14 protein-coding genes are annotated in these 11,145 nt (G+C 59.4%); 10 read left to right on the forward strand and 4 right to left on the reverse strand.

Annotated elements, in window-relative coordinates:
- Positions 1-365 precede the first annotated feature (365 nt).
- The 4 genes from KJP30_RS13900 to dnaQ are packed head-to-tail and all read left to right on the forward strand — an operon-like array spanning position 366 to position 3,112.
- On the forward strand, positions 366-965 hold the full coding sequence (locus KJP30_RS13900) for a Maf family protein (RefSeq protein ID WP_218450165.1): 600 nt from the start codon (positions 366-368) through the stop codon (positions 963-965).
- Positions 962-1,795 carry a shikimate dehydrogenase gene (locus KJP30_RS13905; RefSeq protein WP_218449862.1) on the forward strand — a complete coding sequence of 278 codons (834 nt, stop codon included), beginning with the start codon at positions 962-964 and terminating at the stop codon, positions 1,793-1,795. Before KJP30_RS13900 ends, KJP30_RS13905 begins: the two co-directional genes overlap by 4 nt.
- Positions 1,792-2,385 (forward strand): dephospho-CoA kinase, encoded by a 594-nt coding sequence (coaE, locus tag KJP30_RS13910; RefSeq protein ID WP_218449863.1) that lies wholly within the window; start codon positions 1,792-1,794, stop codon positions 2,383-2,385. Before KJP30_RS13905 ends, coaE begins: the two co-directional genes overlap by 4 nt.
- A complete protein-coding gene (gene dnaQ / locus KJP30_RS13915) occupies positions 2,378-3,112 on the forward strand; it encodes a DNA polymerase III subunit epsilon (protein WP_218449864.1) in 735 nt (244 codons plus the stop codon). Before coaE ends, dnaQ begins: the two co-directional genes overlap by 8 nt.
- 16 nt (positions 3,113-3,128) lie before the next feature.
- Here dnaQ and secB read toward each other — a convergent pair whose 3' ends face one another.
- A complete protein-coding gene (gene secB, locus KJP30_RS13920) occupies positions 3,129-3,617 on the reverse strand; it encodes a protein-export chaperone SecB (protein WP_218449865.1) in 489 nt (162 codons plus the stop codon).
- A 57-nt stretch (positions 3,618-3,674) separates the two neighbouring features.
- Entirely contained in the window at positions 3,675-4,175 is a 501-nt protein-coding gene (locus KJP30_RS13925) for an FxsA family protein (protein WP_218449866.1), read from the reverse strand.
- Between the two features lie 105 nt (positions 4,176-4,280).
- On the opposite strand from KJP30_RS13925, the gene KJP30_RS13930 reads away from it, so the two are divergent.
- The 4 genes from KJP30_RS13930 to KJP30_RS13945 all read left to right on the forward strand — a co-directional run bounded on the left by KJP30_RS13930 (position 4,281) and on the right by KJP30_RS13945 (position 7,211).
- Complete coding sequence (locus KJP30_RS13930; protein WP_218449867.1) at positions 4,281-4,943, forward strand: Tim44/TimA family putative adaptor protein; 663 nt, start codon at positions 4,281-4,283, stop codon at positions 4,941-4,943.
- Complete coding sequence (mltA, locus tag KJP30_RS13935) at positions 4,940-5,980, forward strand: MltA domain-containing protein (protein ID WP_218449868.1); 1,041 nt, start codon at positions 4,940-4,942, stop codon at positions 5,978-5,980. The genes KJP30_RS13930 and mltA overlap by 4 nt, the downstream gene beginning before the upstream one ends.
- Positions 5,977-6,576 carry a Smr/MutS family protein gene (locus KJP30_RS13940; protein ID WP_218449869.1) on the forward strand — a complete coding sequence of 200 codons (600 nt, stop codon included), beginning with the start codon at positions 5,977-5,979 and terminating at the stop codon, positions 6,574-6,576. Before mltA ends, KJP30_RS13940 begins: the two co-directional genes overlap by 4 nt.
- 131 nt (positions 6,577-6,707) lie before the next feature.
- A complete protein-coding gene (locus KJP30_RS13945; protein ID WP_218449870.1) occupies positions 6,708-7,211 on the forward strand; it encodes a GNAT family N-acetyltransferase in 504 nt (167 codons plus the stop codon).
- On the opposite strand, the gene KJP30_RS13950 is transcribed toward KJP30_RS13945, so the two are convergent.
- Positions 7,186-8,397, reverse strand: coding sequence for an MFS transporter (locus KJP30_RS13950; protein WP_218449871.1), 1,212 nt, complete (start codon positions 8,395-8,397; stop codon positions 7,186-7,188). The two genes, KJP30_RS13945 and KJP30_RS13950, sit on opposite strands and share 26 nt — an antisense overlap.
- A gap of 63 nt (positions 8,398-8,460) precedes the next feature.
- On the reverse strand, positions 8,461-9,567 hold the full coding sequence (locus tag KJP30_RS13955; protein WP_246594497.1) for a polysaccharide biosynthesis/export family protein: 1,107 nt from the start codon (positions 9,565-9,567) through the stop codon (positions 8,461-8,463).
- 106 nt (positions 9,568-9,673) lie between these two features.
- Between KJP30_RS13955 and KJP30_RS13960 the strand changes: the two genes are divergently transcribed.
- Together KJP30_RS13960 and KJP30_RS13965 are read left to right on the forward strand one after the other, a co-directional pair.
- Positions 9,674-10,516, forward strand: coding sequence for an NAD-dependent epimerase/dehydratase family protein (locus tag KJP30_RS13960; RefSeq protein WP_218449872.1), 843 nt, complete (start codon positions 9,674-9,676; stop codon positions 10,514-10,516).
- On the forward strand, positions 10,513-11,142 hold the full coding sequence (locus tag KJP30_RS13965; protein ID WP_218449873.1) for a sugar transferase: 630 nt from the start codon (positions 10,513-10,515) through the stop codon (positions 11,140-11,142). The genes KJP30_RS13960 and KJP30_RS13965 overlap by 4 nt, the downstream gene beginning before the upstream one ends.
- Positions 11,143-11,145: the final 3 nt, after the last annotated feature.

Consider the following 11,145-nt stretch of genomic DNA (forward strand, 5'->3'; position numbering starts at 1 on the left):
TTTGATGGTTTAGGGCGCTGGATTTCTGGGGATTACCTGGTTTTCCCCATCCTTCCAAACAGGGAAGCACCCTTTGGATAACTTCGGGGGCGGTTCCCGGAGAGAATTTCACATCTCCGAAATTAGTGATGGAATCCAGATAGATAGAGGGCAGACGTTCGGATTCCGTACCTTGGGATTTCTGTGCCAACAAACATCGTCTGTCCACGTTACCCAAGCCCGTCAACTTGTCCTTTCTCACAGGGTGAGGACTCTTGCTTTGGTGGGGAAGGGTGGTGTCTTTGCCCCCAAGCTTGCATGTGCCGCGCTTTTTCCGCAGAAACATCGACAAGCCTGCGCACCGATCTTTCCCCGGTTTAATCCCCATGTCTTTTGATCTTCTCCTCGCCTCGACCTCCGCGATCCGTGCCGAAATGCTCCGCGCGGCCGGATTGGCGATTGAAACCGAATCGCCGCGCGTGGATGAAGACAGTCTGAAGGCGGCGCTGCTGGCCGAAGAGGCCAGCCCGCGCGACATCGCCGACGCTCTGGCAGAGGCCAAGGCGCGGAAACTGGGCGGGCGCTATCCTGACAAACTGGTTCTTGGCTGTGATCAGGTGCTCGATTTTTCCGGCAGGATTCTCTCGAAACCGCAAAGTCGGATCGAGGCCAGGGAACAGTTGCAGGAGCTTCGGGGGCAAACACACAGGTTGCTGTCCGCGGCGGTCCTCTATCATGAGGCACAGCCTGTATGGCGACATGTGGGGACGGCCCGTTTGACCATGCGGGCTTTCTCCGATGCCTATCTTGAGGCCTATCTGGATCGCAACTGGCCCGATATCGGAACCTCGGTCGGCGGGTACAAGCTCGAAGCCGAAGGAATCCGCCTCTTTGCCCGGGTCGAAGGCAATCATTTCACCATCCTTGGTTTGCCGCTGCTTGAACTGCTGGCATATCTCACGAACAGAGGAACCATCTCCGCATGAGCCTCGCGCGTATCCCCCTTGCCGCCGTCATCGGATCGCCGGTCGCACATTCCCGCTCGCCACGTTTGTTTGCCCATTGGCTGCAAGCGCATGGTCTGCCGGGGCACTACATCCCCATCGAAGTGCCAGAACAGAAACTGGCCGAGACGCTGAGGCTATTGCCAGAACTGGGTTTTGTCGGATTGAACGTGACGGTTCCCTACAAGGAAAAGGTGATGGAAATCGCCGATCTTGTTTCGGACCGGGCGACCCTGATCGGTGCGGCCAACACATTGATTTTCCGTCCGGATGGCCGAATCCACGCGGACAATACCGATGGCTATGGCTTTATGCAGAACCTGCATCAGAACGCGCCTGATTGGGATCCGACCGCAGGTCCGGCCACCGTCTTTGGGGCAGGGGGTGCGGCCCGCGCAGTCATCGCCTCTTTGTTGGATGTTGGTGTGCCGGAAATCCGTCTTACGAACCGGACCCGCCCAAGAGCCGAAAAGCTGCGGGAGGATTTCGGAACCCGGGTCGAAGTGCATGACTGGGTTCAGGCCGGAAATATCGTCGAAGGATGTGCGACGGTTGTGAACACAACCTCGCTTGGGATGTCTGGAAAGCCAGAGCTGCGGGTGCCCTTGGATGCCCTGGCGCCGGGCATGCTGGTCACAGATCTGGTCTACACCCCACTGGAAACGCGCCTTCTGGCCGAAGCCCGCGCTCAGGGCGCGACGGTGGTTGATGGGCTAGGGATGCTCCTTCACCAGGCTGTCCCCGGGTTCGAACGATGGTTCGGTCAACGTCCCGAGGTGGATGAAGCCACGCGGCAGGCGATCCTCGGATGAAATACAAGATCGGCCTAACCGGCTCTATCGGTATGGGAAAATCAACGACGGCAGCGCTGTTTGCCGATGCCGGATGTGTCGTTTGGGACGCGGATGCCGCCGTTCATCGGCTTTATGGCAAGGACGGCGCGGCGGTTGCCGCTTTGGAGGCGCTTTTTCCGCAAGCGATTGCCGACGGAGAGGTCGACCGCGCGGCGCTCCGGCAGGTGATTGCCGATGATCCATCCTCGTTGAAACAGATCGAAGCGATCGTTCACCCGCTCGTGCAGGCAGACCGGGCCGCCTTTATTGTCTCTCATCCCGATCGGATCGGAGTTTTCGACATTCCTCTGCTCTTCGAAACAGGTGGAGATATAGAAATGGACGCTACTGCTTGTGTTTCTGTTCCACGTGAAACACAGATAGAGCGTGTCCTTGCGCGTGGGACCATGACGGCCGACGATCTGGATCGCATCCTGTCGCGGCAGATGCCGAACGACGAAAAATGCGCCCGGTCCACCTATGTTATCCAGACCGACACGTTTGAGCATGCGAAGGCCCAAGTGCGGGACGTGATGAAAGACATCGAGCGGAGGATTGAAAATGCGTGAAATCGTGCTCGATACCGAAACCACCGGGTTCGACCCAAACAGCGGCGACCGTATCGTCGAAATCGGTGCTTTGGAGCTGATGAACCACGTGCCCACCGGGCGCACATATCACCAGTACATCAACCCCGAACGGGACATGCCTGACGAAGCCTTTGGCGTACATGGCATCGGTCCCGATCTTTTGTCCCCCCCACGGCCCGCCAATCCCGGGGAAATCACGCTCAAGGACAAACCGGTTTTTGCCAAGATCGTCGATGAGTTCCGCGATTTCATCGGGGACTCCAAGCTGGTCATTCACAACGCAACCTTCGACGTAAAGTTTCTGAACGCAGAGCTGCAATGGTCGGGACGGCCGCAATTGGCACGGGATTGTGCCGTAGATACCCTGGATATCGCACGTCGCCGCTTTCCGGGGTCGCCAGCCTCGCTGGATGCGCTCTGCCGTCGTTTCGGGATCGACAACTCGTCACGGACCTTGCACGGGGCCTTGCTCGACTCCGAGATCCTGGCCGAAGTCTACCTTGAACTGATCGGTGGCAAACAGCCCGACTTTGGCCTCTCCAATGCTGATACCAGTGATAGCAGCGGTCCGGTATCTTCCGAGCCTCTGTGGCGTCCGCGCCCGCGAACACAGCCATTGCCGTCCCGTTTGACGGAAAAAGAAAAGGCGGCTCACGCCGCCTTTGTCGAAAAGCTCGGGGACGAGGCGCTCTGGCACAAGGCCTGAGCGCGCGCCGCAGGGGTCAGGCCGGGGCCTGACCTTCCTGGGCCGCCTGACGGCGGGCGATTTCGTTGCGGTAAAGCGCAAGAAAGTCGATGGTCTCGAGGTTCAGCGGCGGGAAGCCACCGTCGCGCGACACGTCGGACACGATCCGGCGCACGAAGGGGAACAGCATCCGCGGGCATTCGATCAGCAGGAAGGGATGCATCTGGTCTTCGGGGACGTTCTCGATCGAGAAGACACCGGCATAATCCAGTTCCATCAGGAACAGCACATCGCCCGAACTCTTTGCCTTGGACTCGATCTTGAGCTTCATGACAACTTCGTACTGGTTTTCGACCGTACGTTTCTTTGCGTCCAGGTTGACCTGGACCTGTACGTCCGGCTGAACCTCACCGCTGACGCCTTTTTGCGACAGGATGTTTTCGAAGGACAGGTCGCGAATGAATTGCGCCAGAATGCTCATCTTGGGCGGCTGCGGCGCCTGCCCATTGCCGTTGGTCTCTGCCATGGATCGGGTCTCCCGTGAAAATCTCCGGGCGAGGCATAGCAGCGCCCGAGGGAACCCTCAATGCCTCGTCCAGCCCGAACCGGGGTGATTGGGGGCTTTGTCCTTTGGGACCTCGGTGAATTCACCGTCAATCACATCGCCTTGGCGCGATTGACTGTGCGGATCGGGATAAACCGGACCACGCGGATCTGGTCCCATCTGAAAGCGCGTCACTTGTACACGCTTTCGCGCCCACGCAAAGACAGCGGTTCGAACCGGCGGTGCCAGCAGGGCAAAACCGACCGCATCAGTGAAAAATCCGGGGGTCAATAGCAGCACGCCGGACACGAGGATCATCGCCCCATGGGCCAGTGGCTCGCTAGGGTCGTCCAGCGCGGAAAAGCTATTGCGCAGGTTGTTCATCGCAAGCTGTCCCTGCGCGCGCACCAACCACGTGCCCACAACGGCCGTCAGAATGACCACCGCCAGCGTCGGCCACAGGCCGATCAGACCGCCCACCTGAATGAACAGGGCGATTTCAATCAGCGGCACCATGAGAAAAGCCAGGAAAAGCCACATGCGAAGGTCCTCCATATCCGAGCCGCGCAGGTGGACTCACCCACACGCCTCACCTACATAAGAAACCAACAAGGATCTTTAAACGTTGCCCGCAAAGAGGTGCCGATGAACTCTCCCATCCTCCAGCTTCTGGTTCTCGCCGGAATCGCCATATTCCTCGTTCTGCGCTTGCGGAGCGTGTTGGGCACCCGGGAAGGGTTCGAGAAACCGCCAGCGCCGGCGCCCAGCGATGAACGCCGTCGCGCGCCGCGCGACTTTGAAGTCATCGACGGCGGTCCGGATCACGACATCATTGACCACGTGGCCGAAGACAGCGATGCCGCCAAGGCGCTGGCCGCCATGAAGCGGATCGAACCGCATTTTTCGGTGTCCGAATTCTTGTCGGGTGCACGCGGAGCATATGAGATGATCCTCATGGGATTTGAACGTGGCGCTGTCACCGACCTGCGTCCGTTCCTTGCGGATGATGTCTATCAGACCTTTGCCGAGGTGGTCGAACAGCGTGAACAGCAGGGTCTGTCCATTGAGGCAGAGTTCATTGGTGTCCGTGAACTGACCCTTGCAGACGCAAGTTTCGACGAGGCATCGGGTCTGGCCGAGATCACCGTGCGCTACGTGGGCGAACTGACCTCGGTGGTCAAAAATGCCGAAGGCGAAGTGATCGAAGGGTCGGCAACCGCCGTGAAACGACAGAAAGATGTCTGGACCTATGCCCGCACGATGGGCAGCGATGACCCCAACTGGCAGCTTGTCGCCACGGACGAATGACTCGACTATTCCTTGCAATCTCGCTTGCGATATCCTTCATGACCGGCCCCGCCTCATCCGAGACGGGGCCGCGTTATGAAATCCTCGATTTCGCGGATTTGCAGGGTTGGGCCCATGATGACCACGCCGCGGCGCTGACCGCCTTTCTGGAAACCTGCGGCGATTTGGATGATCCGGATTGGCGTGCGCTTTGTGCTTTGGCGCATGAAACGGATGACGCCCGCAGTTTTTTCGAGCTTCTGTTCCGTCCTGTCTTGATCGAAGACGGGGACGAGATGCTCTTTACCGGATATTTCGAACCAGAGCTTGACGGTGCCCCTTATCGCAACGCGACCTATCGTTTTCCCATCTACCGGATGCCACCAGAGGCGCGGCGCAATCGTCCATGGCTGACCCGACGCCAGATCCTGTCCTCGGGCGTGATGGACGGGCGCGGTTTGGAAATTGCCTGGGTTGATGACCCGGTCGAACTATTTTTCTTGCAAATTCAAGGGTCCGGTCGGGTTCGCTTCCCCGATGGCCGGGTCATTCGCGTGGGCTATGGCGGCGCCAACGGACACCCCTACAGGTCCATCGGGCGTGAACTGGTTCGGCGTGGTATCTACACCGCACACCAGGTTTCGATGCAGGTGATTGGCAACTGGGTCCGCCGCAATCCCGATGCGGGGCGTGAACTGTTGTTCCACAACGCGGCATACGTCTTTTTTCGCGAGGTCAACGAGGTGCCGCCCGAGAAGGGACCGTTGGGGGCAATGAACAGATCGATCACGCCGCTGCGTTCCGTCGCGGTCGACCCCAAGTATACACCTCTGGGCGCGCCGGTCTGGGTCGAAAAGACCGGCGAAGGTCCGATGAACCGGCTGATGATTGCGCAGGATGTGGGATCCGCCATCAAGGGGGCGCAACGGGCTGACATTTTCTTTGGCACCGGCGAAGAGGCTGGCCGCATTGCGGGACGGACCAAAGATGGCGGGCGTATGGTTGTCCTGATGCCCATTCAGCGTGCCTATGCGCTTTTGCCCGAAGCAGGCCTATGACCCGTCGTCGCAAGCTTCGTCCCGAAGAACAGGAACTCTGGCAACAGGTGGCCCGCTCGGCTGATCCTTTGCACAAACGACCTGTTCGCAAACCGGATGCCGGAGAGGGCGCGCCCAAACCTCTGTCCGGTGAAAAGCCAGCGCCTCGCGACCCGCTGTCGCCATTTGCGATGGGCGAGCGCGCCTTGCCGCGCACCCAGACGCATGTCTTTCCCAAGACGACCGCCGACCATCTTCACGAAGCGCCGGTCAGTATGGATGCAAAGGCCTTTACCAAGCTGAAGCGCGGAAAACTGGTCCCCGAAGCGCGTTTGGATCTGCACGGCATGACGGTGGATCATGCGCATGGGGCGTTGATTCAATTCATTCTCGGCGCTCAGATGCGGGGTTTTCGTCTGGTGCTGGTCATCACCGGAAAGGGGCAACGCGAAGATCCCTATGATCCCATGCCGCGCAGACGTGGTGTTCTCAAGACGCAGGTTCCGATGTGGCTCAAGATGGCGCCGGCTGCCTCGGCCGTTCTGCAAGTTTCAGAAGCGCATCGCAAACATGGCGGTGAAGGTGCCTACTACGTCTACCTGCGGCGGCGTCGATGACAGAGCAGGCCTCTGATGCCCTGCGCGCCGCGCGCCGATACAGGTCCATTTCCAGGGCGTTGTACTCTGCGCTGGCAAGCGATCCGTTCTACGCCACCATAGAGGCCCGTTCCGGTACAGGCCACTTAGGGATGCTAGCCTATTTCGACCTTTCCATAGCCGAAGCGGAAAGCTTTGGGCGGGTTGTCTATGCGCCAGATGCGCAAGACGGGGCTTCGCTTTGGTCCGTTCCGCTGGATCACGCGCGGGCCAAGAGCAAGTCAAACGCCAAATCATCCATGATCTTGGCCGCGCTGGGGCCAGAGGCCTTGGCGACCTACAAGGCGATTTGTGAGTTCATGGAGAAGGCTGCGGAACCTTTGATCGATCCTTCGGATTGGTATCTGTCGATCCTTGGCCTTCGGGCTGAATGTCAGGGTAGGGGACTTGGCGCACAGTTGGTGCGGCCCGTTCTTGCGGATGCAGATGCAAGCGGGGCGGCAACTTTCCTCGAAACCTTCACTCCCTGGAACATGGGATTTTATGAACGGCTTGGCTATCGGACAGTCGGGCAGTTTCGCGAACCTGTCACCGATGCCGACTATTGGCTGATGCGGCGCTTGCCGCAGTCTACAACATCCGCCGCGCCCGGGTGACACCAACCCACATCATCACGCTGGCGAAGACGAAATAGACGGCGACGCCAATGTATTGCGTTTCGATTCCGACACCGAAATCAATCAGGTAGCCGGTTACGCCCGGCCCGATTGCTGACCCGAACACCATGACGGCCGCTGCCATGGCCTTGATGGCACCAAGGTTTCGGGTGCCATAGAACTCTGCCCAGAACGCATTGGGCAAGGTTTGTGTCGCGCCAGTTGTCATGGCAACGAACAGCAATCCCACCAGTGTCCAGCCGATAGACCCTCCAAGGGCAAAACACAGGAAACCGGCAACCATCGGAAGCTGGGACCAAGGGATCAATCGGCCCGTGCCAACCCGGTCCAGCATGCCGCCGGCAACGACCATCGCGCCTACGGCGGCGGCTGTATAGACCGGGAACAATGCGGCCAGTTCGAGGTGGGTCCAGCCTTTGATTTCGGCGAAATGCACCTGCTGAAAGAAAAAGGCCGTATTGAACGCCGCCGGACCCAATAGCGCCGGGACCATGAACCAGAAAAGCCAATGTCGCAGAACTTCGGCCCGCGCCCAGTGACGTCCCTCCATCCCGATGGAATGATCGGTTTCCGCGTGGCTTTGCGGTGTGCGTTCCTTGGTCAAAAGCAAGAGCAGGACCGGAACAGACAGCAGGCTGACAGCGGCCACCGCCAACCAGAGCCAGCGCCAATCCATCACCAACATAAGCGAGACAAAGCTGACGGGCAGGATCGCTTCGCCCGCGGCAAACCCCAAGCCTGCGACCGACAACGCCTTGCCGCGGGTGGCCACGAACCAACGCGACATTGACACGACGGCAATGTGGCTGGCCATGCCTTGACCGCAAAACCGCAAGGCGAAGATCACCAGCGGCAACAAAGCGGCCCATAGGTTCAGCGCCATGAACAGGCAGGAGCCTGCAAGCAGTGCAAGAACAACAGAGCCGATCACTCGCGTCCGGTACTTGTCTGTCAAGGCACCGGCCCAGATCATGACCACCGCCGAGGCACTGGTGCCAAGCGTGTAGATGCCGCCCCATTGGCCGTGGCTGAGCCCGAAGGCATCGCGGATTTCACCGGCAAAGATCGAAATGAAGAAGGTTTGGCCGAAACTCGACAGGAAAGTGAGCAGCGCTCCAGCCGCCAGCCAACGCGCATTTTCGGCGAGGAAACGAAAGAGACCCATGCCCCGCCCCTGACTCGCAATACGTAAGAAAACGGGCGCTCAGGGCGCCCGATGGAAACTGTATCAGTTGGCCAACGTGTTGACCTGTGAGGACGCGCCCAAGACCGCGCCCACCAAACCAAAGATCGTTCGGGCCGTTGTTACCGGGCTTTCGGTTGCAAGAACCGTATCCCCGGGGTGGATCTGAAACTTGCGAGCGGCAAAGAGGCCGTCGGCGCTGGTCAGATCAAGGGTAAAGACCACCTGCTGCATCGAAGGGCCGTAGCCGTCCGGCCGAATAGCCGACGCCGGATATTCCCGCAGCACCAGCACGCCCTTGGGATCGGCACGGGTGTCCGAAATCCCGCCCATCAGCGAAATCGCCTCAAGCGCAGAGATATAGTCCTTCGGGAAATAGATCAGGTTCTCGATCCCGCTTGCACCCAACGCGGTAAAGCTGCGTTCGTCCTGTTCGATCACAACCGTGTCGCGGGGCAAAAGAAGCGCGTTCTTGGACCCGTCCGCAAGCAGTTGATCGACCGAAATCTCATAGGTCTTTGACCCGCGAAGCAGGCGGATGCGGGGGTTGCGCAGCTCTGGCTTGACGCCTCCGGCATCTGCCAGAAGGTTCAGCACCTTGTAGTTGCGCGATGGCATCGGATAAGCGCCCGGTTTGCCGACACCGCCGACCACATCGACGGAATGATCGCGACCTTGTTGCAGGCTCAGCTGCACCTGCGCGGACGGCAGAATGGGCGAAAGACGTTCCTGGATCTTGGCGCGTGCGCCGGTTGCAGTCAGACCGCGAATGCCGACCTTGTTGACGTAGGGCAGGAAGATCGAGCCTTGTGCGTCCACTTCGACGGCCTTGATCTCGGTATAACGCTGACCGGGATTGGTCAGAAGCGAGTTTTCCTGGCTGTCCCAGATGATGATATCAACCTTGTCACCGGTGCGGATCACAGAAGAACTGCTGCCGTGACCGGTGTTTGGCCAATGATAATGACCGTGCCAACCGTTTGCCTCCCATGAGGCAAGTCCGGGCACATTGCCCCGCGTGACCTGTATCACCTGAAAGGTTGGTTTTTCCGCATCCTTCTGGTTCAGGACTTCGGATTGGATTGCGGCACCGCGCGGCAGGCTGCACGCCGTCAGGGCGAGGACAGCAGCCAACAGGGTGATAAGTCTCAACTTTGCAGACACTCCAGTCCCCCAACCGGTCTTTGTCACTTTCTAGCCTCTCATTCCGCTGATAGACAGTCTGACGGTCAAAGGAAAGTGATATGAGGGTCCGACCGTGGCAGGAACACAGCACGCGCGCAAGGTTCTGCTGCTGGGCGCCAGCGGAAAACTGGGCCGAATGGTCAGCAAATTGTGGCAATCCGATCTATATACTCTTGTGCCGGTGACACGTGATTTGCCTATTTTCGACAATGGCTTGCAATGGGCACCGGGCGATCCGCCACCTGACATCGAGGGTATCGCCTCAGTTGTCGCCCTTTGGGGGGTGACGCCGGGGCCCGGACGAACACTATCCGACAATACGCGCTTGGCTCTTGCGGCGATGGAACTGGCCGAGTCCCTTGGCGCGGGTTCGGTCCTGCATTGCTCAAGCGCGGCTGTCTATCGTCCGGCGGATGGCCCGATCCCTGAAACGGAACAGCCGGACCCGCAATCGGCCTATGGGCAAGCCAAGTTGGACATGGAACAGGCGATTGCTTCACGTGAACCCAAGGGCAAGTTGCGCAACGTGATCATGCGGATCGGTAACGTTGCCGGGGCGGACAGTCTTTTCGCCAACCTGACCCCCGGCCAAAAGATCACGCTGGACCAGTTTGCGGACGGTCAAGGGCCGCAACGCAGCTATATCGCGCCGCAGGATTTGGTGCGCGTTATCGAGGCGTTGATCCGCGTCGGGGCGGAGGGCACCTTTAACGTTGCAGCGCCTGCTCCGACGCCGATGGCGGATATTGTGCATGCTGCCGGGGGTCAACTGGCGTGGCGCAGGGCACCAAAAGGCGCGGTTCCGTTGGTCTGGCTGTCGACCGCCGCGCTGGATCCGGTCATCAAGTTGACGTGCGATATCCATTCCGCTGACCACCTTGTCAACGCGGCGCGACAAGGAGGGACCTGGCCATGAACTTGCGGCGTAGTCTATTGTATACGCTGGATTTTCTCTATGCGATCGGGATGGTTGTCCTGTTGTCGCCGTTGATCATCTATGTCGCATTTCAAGTCTTGTGGCACGATGGCTGGCCGATCATTTATCGTTCCGAGAGAATGCGCAGCCCGGACAAGGCTTTCATGCTGTGGAAATTCCGCACCATGAGCAACGACCCTGCGGACCAAGGCGTCACAGGCCCGTCCAAGTCCAACCGGATCACGCCGACTGGTGCCTGGCTGCGTCGGACGCGATTGGATGAACTTCCTCAGCTTTGGAATATCCTGCGTGGTGACATGGGGTTTGTCGGACCGCGCGCGCCTTTGCGCCGTTATGTCGAAAAATATCCCGAGATCTACGCCGAAGTGTTGAAGGATCGTCCGGGGATCACCGGTTTGGCGTCCATGGCCTTTCACAAGACCGAAGAGCGCCTGCTGGCCCGCACCAGTTCAGCGGAAGAGACCGAAGAGGTCTATTGCCGACGTTGCATTCCGCGCAAGGCCAAGCTGGACCTGATCTATGCCAGGCGGCGAAATCCTTGCACGGATCAAAGGCTGATGTGGGCGACCGTGTTCCGGCGTGTGTCGATGCATCGGCGCCGCTGATCG

Source organism: Antarctobacter sediminis (genome assembly GCF_019218285.1).
Taxonomy (GTDB): Bacteria; Pseudomonadota; Alphaproteobacteria; order Rhodobacterales; family Rhodobacteraceae; genus Antarctobacter; species Antarctobacter sediminis.

Coding starts and splice junctions, on each gene's coding strand:
- KJP30_RS13900 (WP_218450165.1), top strand. CDS start 366: ATGTCTTTTGATCTTCTCCTCGCCTCGACCTCCGCGATCCGTGCCGAA.
- KJP30_RS13905 (WP_218449862.1), top strand. CDS start 962: ATGAGCCTCGCGCGTATCCCCCTTGCCGCCGTCATCGGATCGCCGGTC.
- coaE (WP_218449863.1), top strand. CDS start 1,792: ATGAAATACAAGATCGGCCTAACCGGCTCTATCGGTATGGGAAAATCA.
- dnaQ (WP_218449864.1), top strand. CDS start 2,378: ATGCGTGAAATCGTGCTCGATACCGAAACCACCGGGTTCGACCCAAAC.
- secB (WP_218449865.1), bottom strand. CDS start 3,617: ATGGCAGAGACCAACGGCAATGGGCAGGCGCCGCAGCCGCCCAAGATG.
- KJP30_RS13925 (WP_218449866.1), bottom strand. CDS start 4,175: ATGTGGCTTTTCCTGGCTTTTCTCATGGTGCCGCTGATTGAAATCGCC.
- KJP30_RS13930 (WP_218449867.1), top strand. CDS start 4,281: ATGAACTCTCCCATCCTCCAGCTTCTGGTTCTCGCCGGAATCGCCATA.
- mltA (WP_218449868.1), top strand. CDS start 4,940: ATGACTCGACTATTCCTTGCAATCTCGCTTGCGATATCCTTCATGACC.
- KJP30_RS13940 (WP_218449869.1), top strand. CDS start 5,977: ATGACCCGTCGTCGCAAGCTTCGTCCCGAAGAACAGGAACTCTGGCAA.
- KJP30_RS13945 (WP_218449870.1), top strand. CDS start 6,708: ATGCTAGCCTATTTCGACCTTTCCATAGCCGAAGCGGAAAGCTTTGGG.
- KJP30_RS13950 (WP_218449871.1), bottom strand. CDS start 8,397: ATGGGTCTCTTTCGTTTCCTCGCCGAAAATGCGCGTTGGCTGGCGGCT.
- KJP30_RS13965 (WP_218449873.1), top strand. CDS start 10,513: ATGAACTTGCGGCGTAGTCTATTGTATACGCTGGATTTTCTCTATGCG.